This is a genomic window from Flavobacterium sp. Root935, from assembly GCF_001429295.1.
In the GTDB taxonomy this organism is placed as follows: domain Bacteria; phylum Bacteroidota; class Bacteroidia; order Flavobacteriales; family Flavobacteriaceae; genus Flavobacterium.
Genome location: NZ_LMJL01000008.1, coordinates 1,103,403 through 1,126,145 on the forward strand (window position 1 = coordinate 1,103,403; position 22,743 = coordinate 1,126,145).

General features: G+C 33.7%; 23 protein-coding genes. 21 read left to right on the plus strand and 2 right to left on the minus strand.

The window, feature by feature from the left end; all coding sequences use genetic code 11:
- Positions 1-133: 133 nt before the first annotated feature.
- Positions 134-724, minus strand: a complete 591-nt coding sequence (locus ASE40_RS09885) for an HD domain-containing protein (protein ID WP_057116781.1) — start codon at positions 722-724, stop codon at positions 134-136.
- 212 nt (positions 725-936) lie between these two features.
- Between ASE40_RS09885 and ASE40_RS09890 the strand changes: the two genes are divergently transcribed.
- The 21 genes from ASE40_RS09890 to ASE40_RS09990 all read left to right on the plus strand — a co-directional run bounded on the left by ASE40_RS09890 (position 937) and on the right by ASE40_RS09990 (position 21,748).
- Positions 937-2,352: an MBL fold metallo-hydrolase gene (locus tag ASE40_RS09890; protein WP_057116782.1), complete on the plus strand. Its 1,416-nt coding sequence runs from the start codon at positions 937-939 to the stop codon at positions 2,350-2,352.
- A 95-nt stretch (positions 2,353-2,447) separates the two neighbouring features.
- Positions 2,448-3,011 (plus strand): YeeE/YedE family protein, encoded by a 564-nt coding sequence (locus ASE40_RS09895; protein WP_057116783.1) that lies wholly within the window; start codon positions 2,448-2,450, stop codon positions 3,009-3,011.
- 10 nt (positions 3,012-3,021) lie between these two features.
- On the plus strand, positions 3,022-3,501 hold the full coding sequence (locus ASE40_RS09900; RefSeq protein ID WP_057116784.1) for a DUF6691 family protein: 480 nt from the start codon (positions 3,022-3,024) through the stop codon (positions 3,499-3,501).
- Positions 3,502-3,982: 481 nt separating this feature from the next.
- Positions 3,983-5,560 (plus strand): glycerol-3-phosphate dehydrogenase/oxidase, encoded by a 1,578-nt coding sequence (locus ASE40_RS09905; RefSeq protein ID WP_057116785.1) that lies wholly within the window; start codon positions 3,983-3,985, stop codon positions 5,558-5,560.
- 288 nt (positions 5,561-5,848) lie between these two features.
- Positions 5,849-6,307 (plus strand): MarR family winged helix-turn-helix transcriptional regulator, encoded by a 459-nt coding sequence (locus ASE40_RS09910; protein WP_057116786.1) that lies wholly within the window; start codon positions 5,849-5,851, stop codon positions 6,305-6,307.
- Between the two features lie 9 nt (positions 6,308-6,316).
- Positions 6,317-6,949, plus strand: a complete 633-nt coding sequence (locus tag ASE40_RS09915) for an NAD(P)H-dependent oxidoreductase (RefSeq protein ID WP_057116787.1) — start codon at positions 6,317-6,319, stop codon at positions 6,947-6,949.
- A 39-nt stretch (positions 6,950-6,988) separates the two neighbouring features.
- Complete coding sequence (locus ASE40_RS09920; RefSeq protein ID WP_057116788.1) at positions 6,989-7,555, plus strand: YceI family protein; 567 nt, start codon at positions 6,989-6,991, stop codon at positions 7,553-7,555.
- Between the two features lie 202 nt (positions 7,556-7,757).
- Entirely contained in the window at positions 7,758-9,038 is a 1,281-nt protein-coding gene (locus ASE40_RS09925) for a hypothetical protein (RefSeq protein ID WP_057116789.1), read from the plus strand.
- Positions 9,039-9,337: 299 nt separating this feature from the next.
- On the plus strand, positions 9,338-10,738 hold the full coding sequence (locus ASE40_RS09930; RefSeq protein WP_057116790.1) for an anthranilate synthase component I family protein: 1,401 nt from the start codon (positions 9,338-9,340) through the stop codon (positions 10,736-10,738).
- A gap of 91 nt (positions 10,739-10,829) precedes the next feature.
- Entirely contained in the window at positions 10,830-11,273 is a 444-nt protein-coding gene (locus ASE40_RS09935; RefSeq protein ID WP_057116791.1) for a hypothetical protein, read from the plus strand.
- Positions 11,274-11,356: 83 nt separating this feature from the next.
- Complete coding sequence (locus tag ASE40_RS09940; RefSeq protein WP_057116792.1) at positions 11,357-11,923, plus strand: anthranilate synthase component II; 567 nt, start codon at positions 11,357-11,359, stop codon at positions 11,921-11,923.
- Between the two features lie 75 nt (positions 11,924-11,998).
- Complete coding sequence (gene trpD, locus ASE40_RS09945; RefSeq protein ID WP_057116793.1) at positions 11,999-12,991, plus strand: anthranilate phosphoribosyltransferase; 993 nt, start codon at positions 11,999-12,001, stop codon at positions 12,989-12,991.
- 20 nt (positions 12,992-13,011) lie between these two features.
- The gene (trpC, locus tag ASE40_RS09950; protein WP_057116794.1) at positions 13,012-13,791 is read left to right on the plus strand and encodes an indole-3-glycerol phosphate synthase TrpC; all 780 of its coding nucleotides are present in this window, start codon (positions 13,012-13,014) and stop codon (positions 13,789-13,791) included.
- 100 nt (positions 13,792-13,891) lie between these two features.
- Positions 13,892-14,503 carry a phosphoribosylanthranilate isomerase gene (locus tag ASE40_RS09955; RefSeq protein ID WP_241774352.1) on the plus strand — a complete coding sequence of 204 codons (612 nt, stop codon included), beginning with the start codon at positions 13,892-13,894 and terminating at the stop codon, positions 14,501-14,503.
- 12 nt (positions 14,504-14,515) lie between these two features.
- Positions 14,516-15,697: a tryptophan synthase subunit beta gene (gene trpB, locus ASE40_RS09960; protein ID WP_057116796.1), complete on the plus strand. Its 1,182-nt coding sequence runs from the start codon at positions 14,516-14,518 to the stop codon at positions 15,695-15,697.
- Positions 15,698-15,766: 69 nt separating this feature from the next.
- A complete protein-coding gene (locus ASE40_RS09965) occupies positions 15,767-16,087 on the plus strand; it encodes a gamma-glutamylcyclotransferase family protein (protein WP_057116797.1) in 321 nt (106 codons plus the stop codon).
- Positions 16,088-16,157: 70 nt separating this feature from the next.
- Positions 16,158-16,919 (plus strand): tryptophan synthase subunit alpha, encoded by a 762-nt coding sequence (gene trpA, locus ASE40_RS09970; RefSeq protein ID WP_057116798.1) that lies wholly within the window; start codon positions 16,158-16,160, stop codon positions 16,917-16,919.
- Positions 16,920-17,123: 204 nt separating this feature from the next.
- On the plus strand, positions 17,124-17,753 hold the full coding sequence (locus ASE40_RS09975; protein WP_057116799.1) for a TetR/AcrR family transcriptional regulator: 630 nt from the start codon (positions 17,124-17,126) through the stop codon (positions 17,751-17,753).
- Positions 17,743-19,062: a TolC family protein gene (locus tag ASE40_RS09980; RefSeq protein ID WP_057116800.1), complete on the plus strand. Its 1,320-nt coding sequence runs from the start codon at positions 17,743-17,745 to the stop codon at positions 19,060-19,062. The genes ASE40_RS09975 and ASE40_RS09980 overlap by 11 nt, the downstream gene beginning before the upstream one ends.
- 12 nt (positions 19,063-19,074) lie before the next feature.
- On the plus strand, positions 19,075-20,154 hold the full coding sequence (locus tag ASE40_RS09985; protein ID WP_057116801.1) for an HlyD family secretion protein: 1,080 nt from the start codon (positions 19,075-19,077) through the stop codon (positions 20,152-20,154).
- A gap of 4 nt (positions 20,155-20,158) precedes the next feature.
- The gene (locus tag ASE40_RS09990; RefSeq protein WP_057116802.1) at positions 20,159-21,748 is read left to right on the plus strand and encodes an MDR family MFS transporter; all 1,590 of its coding nucleotides are present in this window, start codon (positions 20,159-20,161) and stop codon (positions 21,746-21,748) included.
- Between the two features lie 166 nt (positions 21,749-21,914).
- Here ASE40_RS09990 and yaaA read toward each other — a convergent pair whose 3' ends face one another.
- Positions 21,915-22,673 carry a peroxide stress protein YaaA gene (gene yaaA, locus ASE40_RS09995; RefSeq protein WP_057116803.1) on the minus strand — a complete coding sequence of 253 codons (759 nt, stop codon included), beginning with the start codon at positions 22,671-22,673 and terminating at the stop codon, positions 21,915-21,917.
- Positions 22,674-22,743 lie beyond the last annotated feature (70 nt).

Sequence of the window (22,743 nt, forward strand, 5' to 3'; positions counted from 1 at the left end):
GAACCATATAAGTGATATAAGTTTGATTTAGTTTTTGCGGTAATTTTTTTAAACTCATAAGTAAACGCTGCATCTTTGTCAAAGTTACCTCCAATTTATATTTACTTATATCACTTATATGGTTTTAAAAAAATCATTTCTTCAAAATCCCTTTTTCTACACTATCGTTAATCAAACCTTCAGCATAATTCCACAATGATTTTGAACCATTTTTAATTACGCTTTTCTTCTCATAAACCTTGTCATACTTCACGTCAAATTCTTTCCAAGTTCCACCATTGTTAGAGGTGTTTTGTAATAAAGGTTCTAGACGATCCATCGATTTTGCAAATTTAGCTTCATTGGTTTCACCAGCTTCAAATTCTTCCCAAATAGCAATAAATTCTTCAGCTTGGTTTTTAGGCAGTAAACCAAAGATTCGATTAGCAGCTAATCGTTCTTCATCTGTATTTAAATGATTTTTTATGGTGTCGTACATAAAAACGTCTCCAGCATCAATTTCGACAATGTCATGAATGAGAACCATTTTAACGACTTTTAAAACATCAATCGGCTCATCTGAATGTTCTGCCAAAACAATTGCCATCAATGCCAAATGCCAGCTGTGTTCAGCATCATTTTCGCATCGGTCGCTGTTAAATAACTTTGTTTTACGCTGAATGTATTTTACTTTATCAATTTCTTTTATAAAAGCAATTTGATCTAATAAGTCTTTTGTGTTCATAGTAACTGAATATTTTTTTTCTTAAAATGACATTCGTCATATGCAAAATTAGAAGTAAAAGCTTAATTGCTCAACTTTAAATCACTTTATATAACCTGTATGATAAAATCAATGTTATTTTTTAACAGAAATCAAATTTCTGTAACATTAGTCACCTATTTTCTGAGAAAACAGCAGTACATTTGTATCCCACATATTTTAGATTTCATATCATGAAAATAGAACAAATTTACACCGGATGTCTAGCACAAGGTGCTTATTATATTACTTCAGATGGCGAAGCGGCCATTATCGATCCGCTTAGAGAAATACAGCCTTACTTAGATCGTTTAGAACGCGATGCCGTAAAATTGAAATACATTTTTGAAACACATTTTCACGCCGATTTCGTTTCGGGCCACGTCGATTTAAGTAAAGAAACTGGAGCTCCAATCGTTTACGGACCAAACGCAGCCTGCGAATTTGACTGCATTTCTGCAAAAGACGGACAAGAATTTAAAATCGGAAAAGTGACTATTAAGGTATTGCACACTCCTGGGCATACTATGGAAAGCACCACTTTTTTATTGATTGATGAAAACGGAAAAGATCACGCTATTTTCTCTGGTGACACTTTATTTATTGGAGATGTCGGCCGTCCAGATTTAGCACAAAAAGCTGCGGGAATGACACAAGATCAATTGGCTGGAATTTTATTTCATTCTTTAAGAAATAAAATTATGACTCTGGCTGATGATGTAATTGTTTATCCTGCGCATGGAGCCGGAAGTGCCTGCGGAAAAAACATGAGTAAAGAAACTGTTTCGACTATCGGGAACCAAAAAGCAACAAATTATGCTTTGCGCGCCAATATGACCGAAGCTGAATTTATTGAAGAAGTAACGGATGGATTATTGCCTCCTCCTGCCTATTTCAGCATGAACGTTGCCATGAACAAGCAAGGTTACGAAAGTTTTGAATCGGTTTTAAACAACGGAATGAAAGCTATAAATGTAAAAGAATTTGAAGCTGTTGCAGAAGAAACTGGCGCTTTAATTTTGGATACCAGAAGTGCTGCCGATTTTAGCAAAGGATTTATTCCGCAGTCTATTAATATCGGAATTAATGGTGATTTTGCGCCGTGGGTTGGAACTTTAATTGCAAATGTAAAGCAGCCTATTATATTGATTACAGCTGATGGAATGGAAGAAGAAACCGTAACACGTTTAAGCCGTGTAGGTTTTGATACTATTATTGGGCATTTAGAAGGCGGATTTGAAGCTTGGCAAGATGCAGGTTTTGAAACAGATACCGTAAACCGAATTACAGCTGAACAGTTTGCAAACGAAGTAAATATCGAGACAGATAAAATAATCGATATTCGTAAAGAAACAGAATACGCAGCCGAACATATTGAAGATGCTTACAGCAAACCTTTGGCTTATATTAATGACTGGGTAAAAGACATTAATCCGAATGAGCATTTTTATCTTCATTGTGCAGGTGGTTACCGCAGTATGATTGCTGCTTCTATTTTACAGGCACGCGGATTTAGAAATTTTTCTGAAGTTGAAGGCGGTTTTGGAGCCATTTCAAAAACAAATCTTCCAAAATCAGATTTTGTTTGTCAGAGTAAAGTATTAAAATAATTTAAAGATGCTGAGCTACTAAGATTCTAAGGTTCTAAGATTTTCAACCTTTAACTTAGTACCTTAGAATCTTAGCAACTTAGAACCTAAAAAATATGCTAGAAATCATCAAAGAACCATGGCCTTGGTATGTTGCAGGTCCGTTGATTGGATTGACTGTTCCAATTTTATTAATTATCGGAAATAAATCTTTCGGGATTAGTTCTTCTCTTCGTCATATTTGCGCGGCTTGTATTCCGTCAAATATTTCGTTTTTTAAGTATGACTGGAAAAAAGAAAGCTGGAATTTATTTTTTGTTTTCGGAATATTTCTTGGCGGTGTAATTGCAGCTTACTTTTTATCGAATCCGAATGCGGTTGTAATTACTCCAGAGCTTTCAGAACAATTGGCAGGTTATGGAATTACAGATCATACTGGTCTAGTTCCTTCGCAATTATTTTCTTGGGAGAGTTTATTAACGCTTCGCGGATTTATTATGATTGTCGTGGGCGGGTTTTTAGTTGGTTTCGGAACTCGTTATGCGGGCGGATGTACTAGCGGACATGCGATTATGGGATTATCAAACTTACAATGGCCTTCACTGGTAGCCACAATCTGTTTTATGATTGGAGGTTTTGTAATGTCCCTTTTGATTTTACCTTATATTCTTTCACTTTAAAATTTCAAAAATGAATAATTTAGAAAATAAAAATATAGATAGCGAAGGAATCAACGCAAGTCAGAAAAAAGAAAGCAGTCTATCAAACCTTAAATATTTAATCGTCGGAATCTTTTTCGGGATTGTATTTGTAAAAGCAGAGATTATCAGCTGGTTTCGTATTCAGGAAATGTTTCATCTGCAGTCTTTCTTTATGTATGGCGTAATTGGAAGCGCGGTTGCAGTAGGCGTTGTTTCTGTTTTCATCATTAAAAAATTCAATATCAAAACGCTTCAAGGCGAAAAAATCGAGATTCAGCCTAAAGATTTCAACAAAGGACAAATCTACGGCGGACTTATGTTCGGCTTTGGATGGGCGATTACTGGCGCTTGCCCAGGTCCTCTTTTCGCTCAGATTGGAACTGGCGCAACTGTAATCATCGTTACTTTATTAAGTGCTATTGCAGGAACTTGGTTTTATGGTTTGATTAAGGATAAATTGCCTCATTAAGATTTTGTTTTTTTTCAGGTTTCATGTTTCAAGTTTCAAGTTAACTTAACATAACATAAACCCGACAGGTTTTAAAAACCTGTCGGGTTTATTCTTTAAGAAAAGATTCATTCCGTAGGAATGTCTCGTTGGTAGAAATTAAATGTGATTGCCATTACACGTTCCGTAGGAACGTTTGATACATTATTTCAAATGCATTATTTTCATAAATCATGTGTCCCTACAGGACACCATGCAAACCATATTATCATTTGTTACCGACGAAATATTCCTACGGAATAAAAAGATTCGTTTCTTCATAGAACTTCCCATCTCGTTATAGCTTTCACTATCACGCGAAACTTGAAACTTGAAAACCTGAAACCTGAAACTTAAAACTTGAAACCCGAAACAAATAAAAACCAAAAAACTTTTCTTCATCGATTATTAATTTCATTTCGTTAAGTTTGCTTTCGAACAACATTTCCTAGAAAACAAAAACATGAATCGTTCCGAACAGTTATCTCAATTACAAAATACACAAAAATGGGACGTAATCATAATTGGCGGTGGAGCTAGCGGTTTAGGAACTGCAATTGATGCTGCCAGCCGAGGTTATAAAACAATTTTATTAGAAGCTGTAGATTTTGCAAAAGGAACTTCAAGCAGAAGTACAAAACTGGTTCATGGCGGGGTGCGTTATTTGGAACAGGGAAATATTCATTTGGTAAGAGAAGCTTTAAAAGAACGAGGCTTAATGCTTCAAAATGCCAATCATTTGGTCAAAAATCAATCTTTTGTTATTCCAAATTACCATTGGTTTGGCGGCTATTTTTACACTTTCGGATTAAAAATTTACGATTTATTATCGGGCCGCCTGAGTTTAGGAGGTTCTAAATATCTTTCGAAAAAGAAAACAATTGAATTGCTTCCAAACGTCGAAGAAATCGGATTGAAAAATGGTGTTATTTATCACGATGGTCAATTTGATGATTCTCGTCTAGCAGTTAACATGGCTCAGACTGCTGTGGAGAATGGAGCCTGCGTTTTAAATTATGTAAAAGTTGTCAATTTACTAAAGGACGATAAAAATCAAATAATTGGTGTTCAAGCTCAAGATCTAGAAACCGGAATTAAATATAGTCTAAAAGGTGCTGCCATTATAAACGCAACTGGAGTTTTTACAAACGCTATCATGAAACTCAATGATACAGTTTACAAAAAATATATTGTTCCAAGTCAGGGAATCCATTTAGTATTTGATAAATCTTTCTTGCCAGGTGAAAATGCCTTAATGATTCCGAAAACAAAAGATGGACGAGTTTTGTTTGCTGTTCCGTGGCACAATCATGTTGTGGTTGGAACGACGGATACTTTAATAAAAAAACAAAGTTTAGAACCAATTGCTTTAGAAACTGAAATTCAATTTGTTTTAGAAACAGCACAACGATTCTTAGCCAAAAAACCAACACGAAAAGATGTATTATCGGTTTTTGCAGGTTTGCGCCCGTTGGCCGCCCCAAAAGAAGAAGGAAAAAGTACCAAAGAAGTTTCTAGAAGCCATAAAATAATTGTTTCTGAAACTGGGCTTATTACCATTACTGGAGGAAAATGGACAACTTACAGAAAAATTGCCGAAGACCTAATAGACAAAGCTATTAAAACGGGAAAATTAACAAAAAAGGAATGCGTTACTGAGCATCTTTCTATTCACGGAAATAAACCTACAACGTCTCTCGATAGAGAAAATCACCTATATATATATGGTTCTGATATTCCAAAAATACTCGAATTACAAGAAAACGAACTGGAGTTAAAAGAAAAACTGCATCCTGATTACGATTTTACAATGGCAGAAGTCGTTTGGGCGATTCGCTATGAAATGGCAAGAACTACTGATGATATATTGGCAAGACGAGTACGATTATTATTCTTAGATGCCAGAGCTGCAATTGAAGCTGCAGAAAAAACGGCAAGAATAATTGCCAAAGAACTTGGTCATGATGAAGCTTGGATAAGTACAGAAATTGTCAATTTCAAACAAATTGCAAAAGGTTTTCTTTTGTCTGAATTCCAATAAATCGTAAACTCTGATGAATTTGAAAATCTGCTTGCTTAAAAACTATCTTACAAAAGATTATCTGATGTTTTTTCGAGCCATAATTACTTTTTGATTTTAAAAAATCATTAAACAACATCATATCAATAGTTTACGCTAAAAAATTATAGTACTTTTATTCTCTGAAAATTATACAATACGTTCTTCGAAAACCGCATTTAAACACATTAACAAAAAATTAACACAACATTTGTATATACAACTATTAAAATTTCTACATTTGTATATACAAATTATACACTTACGACTATGACAATTGAAGAGGTTATTAAGAGTACGGTTAAGATGGATAATGCGAAAAAAGTTATTCTGAATATCATGTACACGCAGAATGTGATTCAGGATCATTTCAACGAGTTAATTAAACCGTATGATTTATCTGGAGAACAATATAATGTGTTACGTATATTAAGAGGGCAAAAAGGAAAACCTGCCAATATGTGCGTAATACAAGAGCGAATGCTTGCTAAAACAAGCAACACAACGCGGCTGGTAGACAAATTATTATTGAAAGAGTTTGTAACTAGAAATGTTTGTCCGGATAATCGAAGAAAAATTGAAGTTTTGATTACTCAAAAAGGATTAGATGTTTTAAAAGAATTAGATCCGAAAGTAGACGAACATGAGAAAACGTTTGCTGACAATTTAAAGCCAGAAGAATTAACTTTCTTAAATCAATTATTAGAAAAATACAGAACCAATAAATAAATTAATACTATGAGCAATTTCTTAGAAAATCAAAATTGGCGTTATGCAACAAAACAATTTGATGCTTCAAAAAAAATATCATCTGATGATTTAAACACCCTGAAAGAAGCAGTTAGATTAAGCGCTTCTTCTTACGGATTACAACCTTACAAAGTAATTATCGTTGAAAATCCAGAATTAAGAGAGCAATTAAAAGGCGCAGCTTACGGGCAGGCACAAATTACTGATGCTTCTCACCTATTTATTTTTGCTAACGATTTAAACCTTGATGCAGCTTCTGTTGACAAATACATCAACACTATCAGCGAAACAAGAGGTGTTCCTGCAGATGCATTAGGAGGATTCAGCGATATGATGAAAGGTGTAATCTCAAATTTACCTGTAGAAGCAAAACATATTTGGACGGCAAAACAAACGTATTTAGCTTTAGGAAACTTATTAAATGCTGCTGCTGAATTAAAAATTGATGCTACTCCAATGGAAGGTTTCAATGCTGCTAAATTCAACGAAATTTTAGGTTTCGATAAATTAGGTTTAAATGCTTCTGTAATTGCAACTGTAGGTTACAGACACGAAGAAGACAATACACAGCACTTTAAAAAAGTTAGAAAATCTCACGAAGAATTATTTATCACACTATAATTATTTATTAATCAAATTCAAATTTTAATTTTAAAAAACATGAAAAATTTAAAAACTATTGCAATAGCATTATTCGTAGCAGCAGCTGGTATTTCAGTAAACGCTCAAACTAAAAAAATTGACGTAAAAGCGTCTACTATTAAATGGGTAGGTAAAAAAGTAACTGGAGAGCACTCTGGAACTGTAAACTTCAAAGATGGAGCTGTAGTTTTCAAAGGAAAAAAATTAGTTGGTGGTAGTTTTACTGTTGACATGACTTCATTAACTTCAACCGATTTAACTGGAGAATACCAAGGAAAATTAAACGGGCACTTAAAAGCTGATGATTTCTTCGGAACTGAAAAATTCCCAACTTCAAAATTAGTTTTCAAAACTATTGGTGCTAAATCTACTGACGTTTACACTGTAACTGCAGATTTAACTATCAAAGGAATTACTAAACCAGTAACTTTTGATATCACTGTAAAAGGAAACACTGCTACAACTGCTTTCAAAGTTGACAGAACTAAATACGACATTAAATACGGTTCAGGTAGTTTCTTCGAAGGTTTAGGAGACAAAACTATCAATGACGAATTTGAATTGACTGTAGCTTTAAAATTCTAATATTTTAAAACTTACTAATTCAAAAATTGTAATAAACCCCAGCAGTTTGATACTGCTGGGGTTTCTTTTTTCTTTTCAAAAACTTAACGTTCTTAATAGTATAATAACGCTTTCGTAATAAGCATCAGGGCTTTGATTAACATTTGGCTTCTAATTTTGGGGAAATTAAAAAAATCAACAACTAGAAATTTAAATCATAGTTATGAAAACAAAATTACGTATTGCCTGTATTCTATTCACTATCAGCTTTTTCGCACAAGCGCAGCAACAGCCAAAAGGAATTATCGGAAATACAAACTGGATGAACAATTGGACGAACTTTAAACCTGCTGCTAACGACTACAATGAAGCTACTAATATAATCGCTGGAAACATTGATAAAGACACCAAATTATTAAAGCGTAATACTTACCATTTAGTAGGTGTGGTTTACGTTAACAATAATGCAACTTTGACAATTGAACCTGGAACTGTAATTCGAGGCGACGACAAAACCTGCGGGACTCTTGTTATTACAACTGGTTCAAAAATTATCGCAGAAGGTCTGGAAACAGATCCTATTATTTTTACATCAGAAAAAGAAATAAACAATAGAAAACCAGGAGATTGGGGAGGAATCATTGTTTTAGGAAAAGCTCCAATAAATTCTTTAGGAGGCATGCATACTCTGCCTTTTGATCTAGAAGCAAATTTGAATCATTATGGAGGTACCGATGCTGAAGATAATTCTGGAATTTTAAAATATGTGAGAATCGAATATGCGGGAAGAAAACTGAGTGCTTCAAAAGAATTAAACGGACTTTCTCTTGCAGGTGTTGGAAGAAAAACAATTGTTAGTAATATACAAATTAGTTTTTCAAACGATGATTCTTTCGAATGTTATGGCGGTGATTTGAATATGAGTAATTTAATTTCATACAGAACGACTGATGATGATTTTGATTTTACACAAGGTGCTCAAATTAATATCAGCAATAGTATTGCAATTCGTCATCCATTTTCTTCGGATATTTCAGGTTCAAGATGTTTTGAGGTAGATTCTTATGAGAAGGTCGCTAATACTGATATGACCAAAAAAATGACCAAAATTAATGCAACCAACATTACATTGGTTAATTTAGAAGAAAACAATCAAGGCTTGGTAAGAGAATCTGCGTACATTAAAGAAAATACATTTTTCAATTTAACCAACAGTGTCATTTCTGGATTTTCCCCTTTTGTTTTATTGGAAGGAAATATCGGAAATGGGGAAGCTAATTTGGCTAAAATTACTTTTAAAAATGTTGTTGCTAATAATTGTACTGGTGAAATTGAAAGCGAATCTACAAGTAACAATTCTGGCATAAAAAGCTATTACAGCAATCCTGCAAACGGAATTGAATTTACTAAAATTAAGCTTAATGACTTATTTGCGCTTCCTAATATCAAAGGAAATCCAGATTTTAGGTTAAATGTAAACAACACAATAGCAATTGGGAATTAAAGAGTTATCATACTATATTTGATCAAAATTTAACAAAATTTGCATTTTCGAAAAGATTTTTTTCAAATTTTATATACTTCAATTCAAATTACATTTATATCTTTGTCACAACAAAAACAGAAATGAGAACAATATTAAACAATACTTGGTGGTGGAACAATTTACGTCAGACGTCGTGAACAAAGCTTCCTATGGTATTGTAAAACTATAAAATATAAAAGGCTTGTCATCACGACAAGCCTTTTTTTTTGGTCAAAATTTAAAATAAAAAAACAACGAACTAAATAAAACTATACATTTTGAAACCTTTTATTCTTAATACACATTACAAACAAATTCTGGCAGATACGGTTACTCCAGTAAGTATTTATTTTAAAATTAGAGATAAATTCCCGAACAGTTTACTATTGGAAAGTAGTGATTATCACGGAAATGACAACAGTTTCTCTTACATCTGCTGTAATCCGATTGCTACTATAAAAATTGAAAACGAAGTTATCTCTAAAACTTTTCCTGACGGAACTTCAGAAAAAATCAATATTGATGCTTCTACAAATATTCCGCAGGTCATTCAGGAATTTTCAAGTCAGTTTAAATCTGAAAAAAACGATTTTAAATTCATCAACAATGGTTTATTCGGATACATTTCTTATGATGCTGTTCGTTATTTTGAAAAGGTTTCTATTGCGAAAAAAGACAATGCAACTGCAATTCCAGATGTTTTTTATGCCGTTTACCAAAACATTATTGCAATCAATCACTTTAAAAATGAAGCATATATTTTCTGCCACAGTTTAGACGGAAAAAATAACATAGCAGAGATCGAACAATTATTACAATCTAGAAATATAGCTTCATACAAATTTGCAAAAGAAGGCGAAGGATTTTCAAATTTAACCGATGAAGAATTTAAAGAAAATGTGGCTTTAGCGAAAAAGCACTGCTACAGAGGTGATGTATTTCAATTGGTTTTATCCCGCCGATTCACACAAGGATTTAAAGGTGATGAATTCAACGTTTACAGAGCTTTAAGAAGCATCAATCCTTCTCCATACTTATTCTTTTTTGATTATGGAGATTTCAAAATATTTGGTTCTTCACCAGAAGCGCAAATTATCGTTAAAGACAGAAAAGCTGAGATTCATCCAATTGCTGGAACTTTCAAAAGAACGGGAGATGATGAACGTGATGCTCTTTTGGCCAAAGAACTTTCTGAAGATAAAAAAGAAAACAGCGAACACGTAATGTTAGTCGATTTAGCAAGAAATGATTTAAGCCGAAACGGACATGACGTAAATGTTGAAAAATATAGAGAAGTTCAGTTCTTTTCGCATGTAATTCACTTAGTATCAAAAGTTACTGGACATTTACACGACAAAGCTACAACAATGCAGGTAGTTGCAGACACGTTTCCAGCAGGAACATTAAGCGGTGCTCCAAAACACAGAGCTATGCAGTTAATTGAAGACTGCGAAAAAACCAATCGTAATTTTTATGGAGGCGCAATAGGTGTTATGGATTTTGACGGAAACTTTAACCACGCAATCATGATTCGAACTTTCCTTTCTAAAAATCACCAATTGCATTGTCAGGCTGGTGCAGGAATAGTAGCAAGTTCAGATGAAGAAAGTGAAATGCAGGAAGTTTATAATAAATTAAGAGCTTTAAATACGGCGTTGGAAATGGCAGAGAAAATTTAGTCATCAGTGTTCAGTTTTCAGTCGCAGAACTTGAAACCTGAAACTTTAAACAATTAACAACAAACCACAAACCATAAACTATCAATAATCCATGAAAAAAGTAATTTCAATTTTAATTTTAATCATTAGCATTACAGCTTGTAATTCCGAAAAAAAGCAAAATTCTATTGAAGGAACCTGGCGTCTTATTTCTGCTGAAACGACAGAGAAAGATTCTACTTTTTCGACTTTCAATGCAAACACAAAAATGATTAAAATTATAAATGACAGCCATTTTGCTTTTTTGAATCATGATTTGAAAAACGGAAAAGATTCTACAACAGCAGTATATTTTGCAGGAGGAGGAAAATATACTTTGAAAGACAGTATTTATACCGAAAACTTAGAATATTTTAATAATCGTAATTGGGAAAATGGCAAATTTGAGTTTGTTGTAAAAATTCAAAACGACACCTTAATACAAAAAGGTGTTGAGAAAGTAGAAAAATTAGGAATCAATCGAATTATTACAGAAAAATACGTTCGAGAAAAATAAAATTGGTTTCAAGTTTCAGGTTTCAAGTTTCAAGTTATTGGAACGTGAAACTTGAAACATAGAAAACCTGAAACAAAAAAGACATGAAAAAAATACTAGTTATAGACAATTACGATAGTTTCACTTACAATTTAGTGCACTATTTAGAAGATTTAAACTGCGAAGTAACCGTTTATAGAAACGACGAATTTGATATTGATGAAATCGCATCTTTTGATAAAATTTTACTTTCTCCAGGACCTGGAATTCCAGATGAAGCGGGTTTATTAAAAGCTGTAATTGAAAAATATAGTCCAACGAAAAGTATTCTTGGCGTTTGTTTAGGACAACAGGCAATTGGAGAAGTATTTGGCGGAACACTTTCAAATCTTGATAAAGTATATCACGGCGTTGCAACAAATGTAAAAACAGTCGTTTCAGACGAAATTTTGTTTGAAGGTTTAGGTAACGAATTTGAAGTAGGAAGATATCATTCTTGGGTTGTAGACAGCAATTTACCAGAAGATTTAGAAGCAACTTCAGTAGACGAAAATGGACAAATTATGTCACTTAGACACAAAAACTATGATGTAAGGGGTGTTCAGTTTCATCCAGAGAGTGTGTTAACACCAAACGGAAAAAGGATTTTAGAGAATTGGATTAAGAGTTAGTTTTTCAGCCTCAGTATTCAGTCTCAGTTCAAACTTAGAACCTTAATCCCTTAGCAACTTAGAATCTTAAAAAAAATGAAAACTATATTAAACAAATTAATCAATCATGAAGTGCTTTCAAAAGAAGAAGCAAAAAACGTATTGATTAATATCTCAAGCGGTCAATACAATCCAAGCCAGATTTCGGCATTTTTGACAGTTTTTATGATGCGAAGCATAACAATCGATGAGCTTTCAGGCTTTCGTGAAGCTTTATTAGAATTATGTATTCGTGTCGATTTATCAGCCTATAATACAATAGATTTATGCGGAACGGGCGGTGACGGAAAAGACACTTTCAACATTTCAACTTTAGCCTCTTTTGTAGCGGCTGGAGCTGGAATTAAAATTGCCAAACATGGAAATTACGGAGTTTCATCGATCTCAGGATCAAGCAATGTGATGGAAAAAATGGGAATTAAATTCAGCAACGATCCTTCTTTTTTAGAGAAATGTATCGATCAAGCCGGAATTTGTGTTTTGCACGCTCCCCTATTTCATCCAGCGATGAAAAATGTTGGACCAATTAGAAAAGAACTTGCCGTAAAAACATTTTTTAATATGCTGGGGCCAATGGTAAATCCTTCATTTCCAAAAAATCAATTGGTTGGGGTTTTCAATTTAGAGCTGGCAAGAATGTATGCATATTTATATCAAAACACCGATGTGAATTTTACGATTCTGCATTCGCTTGACGGATATGATGAAATCTCCTTAACTGGTCCTACCAAAACCATTTCTAACCACATGGAAGGAATGCTGAAACCAGAAGATTTTGGTGTTCACCTTTTATCACAAAGTGAAATTGAAGGCGGAAAAACCATCGAGGAATCAGCTGATATGTTTATCAATATCATTTCAGGAAAAGGAACTGAAGCACAAAACAATGTAGTTTTAGCGAATGCTGCAATGGCAATCGCAACGGTTACAAAATGCTCTCCAAAAGAAGGTTTTGAACTGGCAAAAGAAAGTTTGTTATCCGGAAAAGGACATCAAGCTCTTAAAAAATTACAACAACTATCTCTTTAAAAAACTTAGCATCTTTAAAAATGAACATTTTAGATAAAATAATAGTAGACAAAAAAAGAGAAGTCATTCTAAAAAAATCAATCATACCAGTTTCTCAATTGGAAGCTTCTGTATTTTTTGGAAAACAAACTATTTCTCTGAGTCAGAAATTAAAAGAAAGTAATTCAGGAATTATTGCCGAACACAAACGCCGTTCTCCTTCAAAATCAATCATTAACCATAATTTTACAGTTGAAGAAGTAGTAAAAGGCTACGAAAATGCAGGCGCTTGCGGAATTTCAGTTTTAACAGACGGAAAATACTTTGGTGGTTCTCTAGACGATTTGCTTTTGGCTAGAGCATCGGTAAATATTCCGCTTTTGCGAAAAGAATTTATTGTAGACGAATATCAGATTTTAGAAGCAAAAGCTCACGGGGCAGATTTAATTCTTTTGATCGCTGCTGTTTTAACCAGAGAAGAAATCAAATCATTATCTGAATTTGCCAAAAAATTAGATTTAGAAGTTTTACTAGAAGTTCACAATCAAGAAGAACTGGAAAAATCGATTATGCCAACTTTAGACATGATTGGAGTAAATAACCGAAACCTAAAGACATTCGAAGTAAGTTTAGATTTCAGTAAAGAATTGGCATCGCAAATTCCAGACGATTTTGTAAAAGTTTCAGAAAGCGGTATTTCATCAGTCGAAGCTATTCAGGAACTAAAACCTTATGGATATAAAGGTTTCTTAATTGGAGAAAACTTCATGAAAACAGACAACGCTGGACAAGCGGCTGTTGACTTTATTAGTCAGCTGTAGGCTTTAAGCTATAAGCCTTTCTCAACATTATTAATTTAGCCTAAAGCGTACAGCTTAAAGCTTAAAGCACTAAAAAAAAATGAAACTCAAAATATGCGGCATGAAATACCCCGAAAACATCCTAGAAGTAGGCGCACTCCTACCCGATTATATGGGATTTATTTTCTGGGAAAAATCCGCACGATACTTTAACGGAGAAATTCCGGAACTGATAAAAACAATTAAAAAAGTAGGCGTTTTTGTCAATCAAAGCCAAGAAGAAATTCTGGAAAAAGTAACAAAATACAATTTACAAGCCGTTCAGTTACATGGAAATGAATCCGTCGAATTTTTATCGGAATTAAAAAAACAACTGCCGAAAAAAACTGAAATTATAAAAGTGTTTTCGGCTGATGAAAACTTTGATTTTGAAATTATTAAACCTTTTGAAAGTGTCTGCGATTATTTTCTTTTTGATACTAAAGGCAAATTACCAGGCGGCAACGGAACCACTTTCGACTGGACGATATTAAAAAAATACAATTCTGACAAACCTTTCTTTTTGAGCGGCGGAATTGGAATTAACGAATTAAAAGCCATTGAAGAAATTTCAAAAAGTAAATTACCTATTTATGCTGTCGATGTAAATAGTAAATTTGAAATCGAACCAGGGCTGAAAAACAGAAATCTATTTAGCAACTTCAAACGAAAATTTGATGTTGCCAACTTTTAAACTTTAAATAAAATGAGTTTTAACGTCAACGAAAAAGGATATTACGGAGAATTTGGAGGAGCTTATATTCCAGAAATGTTATACCCAAATGTAGAAGAATTACGTCAAAAATACCTTAGTATAATGGACGAACCGGATTTTAAAGCCGAATTCAACCAACTGCTAAAAGATTATGTTGGGCGACCAAGTCCGTTGTATTTTGCAAAACGTTTATCTGAAAAATACAACACCAAAGTCTACTTAAAAAGAGAAGACTTAAATCATACCGGAGCACACAAAGTAAACAATACAATCGGGCAGATTTTACTGGCAAAACGTTTGGGCAAAAAAAGAATTATTGCCGAAACTGGTGCTGGCCAGCATGGTGTTGCAACAGCAACTGTTTGTGCCTTAATGGGAATTGAATGTATCGTTTATATGGGTGAAATTGACATTGCGCGCCAGGCACCAAACGTTGCCCGTATGAAAATGTTAGGCGCTGAAGTTCGCCCAGCACTTTCGGGTTCAAGAACACTTAAAGATGCCACAAACGAGGCGATTCGCGACTGGATCAATAATCCTGTAGATACACATTATATTATCGGATCTGCGATTGGACCTCATCCTTATCCAGATATGGTAACGCGTTTTCAGAGTATTATCTCAGAAGAAATTAAATGGCAGTTAAAGGAAAAAGAAGGACGTGAAAACCCTGATTATGTGGTAGCTTGTATTGGAGGCGGAAGTAACGCAGCGGGAACGTATTATCACTTTTTGCACGAACCAGAAGTTGGAATTATCGCTGTTGAAGCTGCAGGGAAAGGCGTAGATAGTGGTCACAGCGCTGCAACGAGTAAATTAGGAAAAGTAGGCGTTATTCACGGTTGCAAAACTTTGCTAATGCAGACTGCAGACGGACAAATTACTGAACCTTATTCTATTTCAGCAGGATTAGATTATCCTGGAGTGGGGCCAATGCATGCACACTTAGCCAAAAGCGGACGTGGTGAATTTTTCTCGGTAACCGATGATGATGCGATGAATGCAGGCTTACAATTGACAAAATTAGAGGGAATTATTCCGGCAATCGAAAGTGCGCATGCGTTTGCAGTTTTAGATCAGAAAAAATTTAAACCTACAGATATTGTGGTTATCAGCCTTTCTGGACGTGGTGACAAAGATTTAGATAATTATATAGATTACTTTAAATTGTAATAAAAATTGTAATTTGGACGTTCCAATCCGATATCCAAACTCAAACAAATAAAGAGAAAAATCATAATTATGGAACTATTATTCTCATACGGAACATTAAGATCGAAACAAATTCAAATGCAGATTTTCAATAAAGTTTTAAACGGAACTCAAGATCAAATACTGGGTTTCAAATTAAAAAGTTTGCAGATAGAAGAAGAATTTGGAATGGCAGATTATGTCGTTGCAGTGCCAAGTGAAAATCTGGAAGACATTATCCATGGTGCTGTCTTTGAGGTTACAAATACAGAATTATTAAAAGTTGATCAATTCGAATCTAATTCATATAAAAGAGTCCAAGTCAAACTAAAGTCAGGAAGAATGGCATGGGTTTATACAGAAAATAAATAATCGATAAATATTACGATAAAAAATACGTAACCGGTTTTTTGCAAACCTGTTAGGACAAAAACACACACTAATGAACAGAATAACTCAGAAATTACAAGAAGATAAAAAAATACTCTCGATCTATTTTTCTGCAGGATATCCGAACTTAAATGATACCGTGCAGATTATTGAAGATTTAGAAAAAAATGGAGTTGACTTAATTGAAATTGGGCTTCCCTTTAGTGATCCTTTGGCAGATGGACCAACCATTCAGGCAAGTTCTACGCAGGCTCTTCATAACGGAATGACGACTCAAATTCTATTCGATCAGCTGAAGAACATCCGCGAAAGCGTAAAAATTCCATTGATTATTATGGGATATTTTAATCCTATGTTACAATATGGTGTTGAAGCTTTTTGTAAAAAATGTGCCGAAATTGGTATTGACGGTTTAATTATTCCAGATCTTCCAGTAGATGTTTATGCAGATGAATACAAAGCTATTTTTGAAAAATACGGATTAATTAATGTGTTTTTAATTACGCCGCAAACTTCAGACGAACGTATTCGTTTTATTGACAGCGTCTCAAACGGATTTATTTATATGGTAAGTTCTGCAAGCGTTACAGGATCACAATCTGGTTTTGGAAATGTTCAGGAAGATTATTTCGAAAGAATCGCAAACCTAAACTTGAAAAACCCTCAAATTGTTGGTTTCGGAATTTCAAATAAAGAAACTTTTAATCAGGCTACTAAATATGCAAAAGGCGCTATTATTGGAAGCGCTTTCATAAAGCATTTGAGTGAAAATGGTTCTGGCAAAATTGAGTCTTTTGTTAGAGCGATTCGATAATTATCCAAACTAAATATCCTTTCTGTCATTCCGACAAAGGAGGAAAGACAAAATAAACTAATACAGCTGAAATACTAAGTGTTTCAGCTTTTTTTTTCTCAAAATTATCGAAACCGTTTTATGTTAATATTTTGTTAAAATAAAATTAAACAAGCGTTTAAATTAAACAACTGTTTAATTTTGCATCCGATTAGAAACAATATCATGTCACAGATCGAATTAAACGATAAAAAAATTCAGATTCTTAATGTTGCTGAAAAGCTATTTTCTGAGAAAGGATTTGAGGGGACATCAATACGGGATATTTCCAAAGAGGCAAAAATTAATATTGCCATGGTTTCGTATTATTTTGGTTCAAAAGAAAGACTTCTAGAAGCTTTGATTTTTTACAAAACTGTTGATTTAAAATTACAACTCGAAAATTTATTACAGGAAAACCTTGAACCTCTTGAAAAAGTCAATAAATTAATCGAAATTTACATTAACAGAATTTGCCTTAACAAAGGGATTTACAGAGTTTTACATTTTGAACTTAACAATAAAAAAAGAGAGAAGAGCCTAAATGCGTTTACAGAACTTAAAAAAGGAAATTTAAAATCTGTTGAAAGTATTATCAAACAGGGTCAGACTCAGGGTGTTTTTAGAAAAGATATTAATATTCAACTAATTACACCAACTATTATTGGAACCTTCTTTCACTTCCATATGAACCGATCTTTCTTCGAAGAATTATTGGATTTAAAAACAGAAGAAATGTTTAACAATTACATTAAAAACGATCTCACAAAGCACATTCAACAAACTATAAAAGCGCTACTTGTTTATGAAAATTAGTCAATTAATGCTCTTTGGAGTTTTCTTTATAGGAATATCTTCAATTGAAGCACAAGAAAAAACAAGTTTAACCTTAGACGAAGCCGTGAAAATGGCCTGGGAGAAGAGTAACGAAGTTACGCTTGCCAATACTAAGGTAAACACAAAAAAGTATGAATTACAAACGGTTAAGAATAACCAATATCCAGATTTAAAAATTTCTGGGCAATATCAACGTCTTACAAAAGCTTCGATTGATTTGCCAAATCAAGGTGAAGGTGCTTCTTTGGCTTCTCCAGACCGCGCAATGATAGGAATGGCGAATTTAAGCTTACCTCTTTTTGCTGGATTTAAAATTCAAAACAGCATTGAAGCTTACGATAAATTGTACGAAGCTGAAAGTGCTAACGCTGAGAAAACAAAAGAAGATGTTGCTTTAAGGGTTATTACCTATTATACTGCTTTATACAAAGCACAAAAAACTTTAGATGCTCTAAATGAGAATCAAAAAAGCGCTAAACAACGTGTTACTGATTTCATTGAATTGGAAAAAAACGGAATTATTCCGAGAAATGATTTATTGAAAGCGCAATTATTAGTTTCAAAGACACAATTATCAATCGATGAAGCTAATAATAATATCACTAACATTAATTATTATTTAACGACAATACTTAAATTAGATCCATCTGTAAAGATTGAGGTAAATGAAGAAGATTTCTTCAACTTGAAAACAACCAACGCACCTACATCTGATGCTATGGCTCTTGAAAATAGAAAAGATCTTGAAGCAATTCGTTTACAGCAAAAAGCTTCAGAAGCTAATATCAAGATTGCAAAAGCAGCTTATTACCCAACTCTTTCATTGTTGGGAGGCTATACCGCTTTAGATCTTAAAGATATTATAACTGTAAAATATGCTATGAATTTTGGTTTAGGTTTATCTTATGATTTATCTGGAATTCTAAAAAACAGCGCACATGTTAAAGAAGCAGAAAGCAGAGCTTTAGAAGTTAAAAATACCGAAGCTATTATGACGGATCGCATTAAAGTTGAAGTTCAAAAATCTCTTGAAGACTATGACTTGGCAATCAATCAAAGTGTAGTTTATGACGAAGCACTTCAACAAGCAGCTGAAAATTACAGACTTGTAAAAGATAAATTCGATAATGGGTTGGCAGATACCAATGACTTGGTAGAAGCTGATGTTGAGCAATTAAGCGCAAAAATAAATACAGCTGTATCAAAAGCGACAATTATTCAAAAATATTACGAACTACTTTCAGTATCAGGACAATTATCACAATCATTCAATCTTTCTAAAATATAATCGATATCTCTCATGGAAAAGAAAAAGACAAATAAAAAATTCATCATCATACTAACCGTTTTGGTTTTAGTGGGAGGAACTTACGGAATATCAAAATACATGCACTCATTGGCTCACGAAGAAACAGATGATGCTCAAATTGAGAAAAAAATGAACCCGATTATCCCAAGAGTTTCTGGGTATATCAGCAAAGTATATGTGAAAGATAATGATTATGTAAAAAAAGGAGATACTTTATTTACTATCGACAAGAGAGATTATCAGTTAAAAATTGATGAAGCTAATGCTGCTTTATTAGGTGCTGAAGGTCAATATGAAGCTGCAAAAGCTGATATCGGAAGTGCATACGCAAGTATTTCAGTTTCTGATGCTCAAATGAGATCTGCAGGTGGTTCTATCGAAAGTGCAAAAATTAGATTGAGACAACTTACAAACGATTACAACCGCTACAATAACTTGTACAAAACTCATACTATTACAAAACAACAATATGAGCAGGCTTTAACTGCAAAAGAAGAGGCTGAAAACCAAGTACGTGTTTTAGAACAACAACAAAGAGCAAGTTCTTACCAAAAATCTGTTATTCAGTCAAAATCTAAAGTTTCTGACAAACAAACAGAAGTTGCGGCAGCAAACATTAAAAAAGCTAAAACAATGTTAGATGTTGCTCACTTAAATCTTTCTTATACAGTGGTAACTGCAGCTATTGATGGTCAAGTTTCTAAAGTTGATATCCAGCCAGGACAATTGGTTCAGCCAGGACAATCTTTATTCTACATTATCAATAATAATGAAGCTTGGGTTGTAGCTAATTTTAAAGAAACACAATTAAACAAAATGGTTGTGGGACAAAAAGTAAGCTTAAAAGTTGATGCGTATCCAAATTATGAGTTTAAAGGAACTGTAACTTCATTCTCTCCTGCTACAGGATCTCGTTTTTCATTGTTACCTCCTGATAATGCAACAGGAAACTTCGTAAAAACAATTCAAAGATTACCAGTAAAAATTAGTTTAGACCAATCAAACGATCCTGAGAAAGTAAAACTTTTAAGACCAGGAATGAATGTTGATGTAGACGTACATTTAAAATAAATAAATGGCAACAGCAATACAAGCAGACGACGATTTAGTAGAATACGGCTTCAGACGTGTTGTAATTACAATTACAGCTGTACTTTGTGCATTGCTGGAAATTGTTGATACCACGATCGTAAACGTAGCTCTAACAGACATGCGCGGAAGTCTTGGTGCTACCTTGACCGATGTGGCGTGGGTAATTACAGCATACGCAATTGCGAATGTTATTGTAATTCCGATGACGAGCTGGCTATCACAGCAATTTGGAAGACGTAATTATTTTGTGGCTTCCATCATAATATTTACGGTCTGTTCTTTTTTGTGTGGTAATGCCACAAATATTTGGGAACTTGTAGCCTTTCGATTCGTACAAGGTATGGGTGGTGGAGCGCTTCTGGTAACAGCCCAAACAATTATTACAGAAAGTTACCCAGTTGCAAAACGTGGAATGGCGCAGGCAATTTACGGAATGGGTGTAATTGTTGGTCCAACTTTAGGTCCGCCTTTAGGAGGATATTTAGTAGATAATTATTCTTGGCCGTACATTTTCTACATCAATATTCCATTAGGGATTATTGCTACAATTTTGGCTTTAACTTTTGTTAGAAGTCCAAAATATGGAGAAAAATTAAAAGCAAATCAGGTTGACTGGTGGGGAATTGTTTTGTTGAGCACCTTTATTGGTTCTTTACAATTCGTACTAGAACACGGTCAGCAGGACGATTGGTTTAACGACTCACTTATTGTAACTCTAAGTGTCATAACTGTTTTAGGATTAGTTCTTTTTATTTGGAGAGAGCTGACCTACAAATATCCAATTGTAAACTTGAGTGTTTTAAAAGATGGAAATTTACGAATCGGAACTATTATGTGTTTCATACTTGGTTTCGGTTTATATGGCTCGACATTAATTATCCCAATTTATACACAATCCATTTTAGGGTGGACCGCAACTGATGCTGGATTATTATTAATTCCAGGATCTATCACAACGGCGATTATGATGCCATTTGTTGGAAATATGATTCAGAAAGGTGTTCCTCAAGGATATATGGTTGGAGTAGGATTTTTAGTTTTCTTCTTCTTTACCTTTATGATGTACAGCCGTATGACACCTGATACAGGAGTTGAACATATGTACTGGCCTTTAATTTTAAGAGGAATTGGTCTTGGATTACTTTTCGTGCCTATTACCACACTTTCGCTTTCTACATTAAAAGGAAAACAAATTGGTGAAGGTGCAGCTTTTACAGGAATGATGCGTCAGTTAGGAGGATCATTTGGTATTGCGATTATTACCACTTTCATCACACGTTTCAGCCAGTCACATCGAGTAGATTTAATAAACAATCTTGATCCTGCCAAATTTGAAGTGCAGCAACGAATTGCAGGAATGCAGCACGCCTTTATGTCAAAAGGATATAGTGCAGATGTTGCTTTGAAAAAAGCATATCAGGCAATAGAAGGTTCAGTCATGAAACAAAGTACAGTAATGGCTTACATGGATATTTTCATGTACTTAGGAATTATGTTTTTATGTTGTATACCGATTATTCTCTTTATCAAAAAAGGGAAGAATAAAATTAATCCCGCAGATGCGATGCATTAATGTTAATAATTATTTATAATACGAAAAAGCCGAGTTCACTTTCCTGTAACTCGGCTTTTTATTTTACTATTATTTCTTTTCTAAGAGGATAATTTTATTGAATTTTTTAAATAATTCTGTAAAAAACTAAGAACCTCAGCTACTTAGAATCTTAGCATCTTAAAAATTATCTTGTGAAAACCAAATGATTTCCTTTTGAAAGATTGGCATCAAACTGATATCCATCATAATTAAATCCTTTTAAATCATCTACCGTTTCAGCATTGGTATCGATGATATAACGAACCATCATACCTCTCGCCTTTTTGGCAAAAAAACTGATCATTTTTAATTTTCCGTCCTTATAATCTTTAAAGTCTGGAGTAATGACAGGAACTTTTAAAGCTTTCACATCAACAGCAGAAAAATATTCGTTACTGGCTAAATTCACGAATAATTCGCCTTTTTTCAATTCTTTATTTAGCGCTTTTGTAACTGTTGGTTTCCAAAATTCGTGAAGGTTTTTATATTCACCAACTGGCATTTTGGTTCCCATTTCTAAACGATATGCCTGCATTAAATCAAGCGGTTTCAAAAGACCATAAAGACCAGATAAAATTCTTAATTTATCTTGAAGCGCTTCTAATTTCTCTAACGGAATAGTATATGCGTCTAAGCCTGTATAAACATCACCATCAAAAGTATAAACTGCTGGACGTGCATTCTGAGGCGTAAAAGGAGTTTTCCAATCTTGATTTCTTTTCCAGTTTAAATCTGCCAATTTATCTGAGATTGACATTAATTCAGATAATTCAGATGGCTTTTTTTGTTTAACCACTTTATGAACTACTCTTGCTTCTTTTAAAAATGAAGGCTCTGTATGTTTTGTAGTTGGTAATTCTTTTTCGAAATTTAAAGACTTTGCTGGCGATATAACTATTTTCATTTGTGCTTTTTTCTATGACTCAAAAATACAAATTGCATTTTTAAAAACAGATTATCCTAATTGATTTGTT

What these genes read in the sequence shown, in the direction of transcription:
- ASE40_RS09885 (WP_057116781.1), bottom strand. Translation starts at nt 724, where the DNA reads ATGAACACAAAAGACTTATTAGATCAAATTGCTTTTATAAAAGAAATT.
- ASE40_RS09890 (WP_057116782.1), top strand. Translation starts at nt 937, where the DNA reads ATGAAAATAGAACAAATTTACACCGGATGTCTAGCACAAGGTGCTTAT.
- ASE40_RS09895 (WP_057116783.1), top strand. Translation starts at nt 2,448, where the DNA reads ATGCTAGAAATCATCAAAGAACCATGGCCTTGGTATGTTGCAGGTCCG.
- ASE40_RS09900 (WP_057116784.1), top strand. Translation starts at nt 3,022, where the DNA reads ATGAATAATTTAGAAAATAAAAATATAGATAGCGAAGGAATCAACGCA.
- ASE40_RS09905 (WP_057116785.1), top strand. Translation starts at nt 3,983, where the DNA reads ATGAATCGTTCCGAACAGTTATCTCAATTACAAAATACACAAAAATGG.
- ASE40_RS09910 (WP_057116786.1), top strand. Translation starts at nt 5,849, where the DNA reads ATGACAATTGAAGAGGTTATTAAGAGTACGGTTAAGATGGATAATGCG.
- ASE40_RS09915 (WP_057116787.1), top strand. Translation starts at nt 6,317, where the DNA reads ATGAGCAATTTCTTAGAAAATCAAAATTGGCGTTATGCAACAAAACAA.
- ASE40_RS09920 (WP_057116788.1), top strand. Translation starts at nt 6,989, where the DNA reads ATGAAAAATTTAAAAACTATTGCAATAGCATTATTCGTAGCAGCAGCT.
- ASE40_RS09925 (WP_057116789.1), top strand. Translation starts at nt 7,758, where the DNA reads ATGAAAACAAAATTACGTATTGCCTGTATTCTATTCACTATCAGCTTT.
- ASE40_RS09935 (WP_057116791.1), top strand. Translation starts at nt 10,830, where the DNA reads ATGAAAAAAGTAATTTCAATTTTAATTTTAATCATTAGCATTACAGCT.
- ASE40_RS09940 (WP_057116792.1), top strand. Translation starts at nt 11,357, where the DNA reads ATGAAAAAAATACTAGTTATAGACAATTACGATAGTTTCACTTACAAT.
- trpD (WP_057116793.1), top strand. Translation starts at nt 11,999, where the DNA reads ATGAAAACTATATTAAACAAATTAATCAATCATGAAGTGCTTTCAAAA.
- trpC (WP_057116794.1), top strand. Translation starts at nt 13,012, where the DNA reads ATGAACATTTTAGATAAAATAATAGTAGACAAAAAAAGAGAAGTCATT.
- ASE40_RS09955 (WP_241774352.1), top strand. Translation starts at nt 13,892, where the DNA reads ATGAAATACCCCGAAAACATCCTAGAAGTAGGCGCACTCCTACCCGAT.
- trpB (WP_057116796.1), top strand. Translation starts at nt 14,516, where the DNA reads ATGAGTTTTAACGTCAACGAAAAAGGATATTACGGAGAATTTGGAGGA.
- ASE40_RS09965 (WP_057116797.1), top strand. Translation starts at nt 15,767, where the DNA reads ATGGAACTATTATTCTCATACGGAACATTAAGATCGAAACAAATTCAA.
- trpA (WP_057116798.1), top strand. Translation starts at nt 16,158, where the DNA reads ATGAACAGAATAACTCAGAAATTACAAGAAGATAAAAAAATACTCTCG.
- ASE40_RS09975 (WP_057116799.1), top strand. Translation starts at nt 17,124, where the DNA reads ATGTCACAGATCGAATTAAACGATAAAAAAATTCAGATTCTTAATGTT.
- ASE40_RS09980 (WP_057116800.1), top strand. Translation starts at nt 17,743, where the DNA reads ATGAAAATTAGTCAATTAATGCTCTTTGGAGTTTTCTTTATAGGAATA.
- ASE40_RS09985 (WP_057116801.1), top strand. Translation starts at nt 19,075, where the DNA reads ATGGAAAAGAAAAAGACAAATAAAAAATTCATCATCATACTAACCGTT.
- ASE40_RS09990 (WP_057116802.1), top strand. Translation starts at nt 20,159, where the DNA reads ATGGCAACAGCAATACAAGCAGACGACGATTTAGTAGAATACGGCTTC.
- yaaA (WP_057116803.1), bottom strand. Translation starts at nt 22,673, where the DNA reads ATGAAAATAGTTATATCGCCAGCAAAGTCTTTAAATTTCGAAAAAGAA.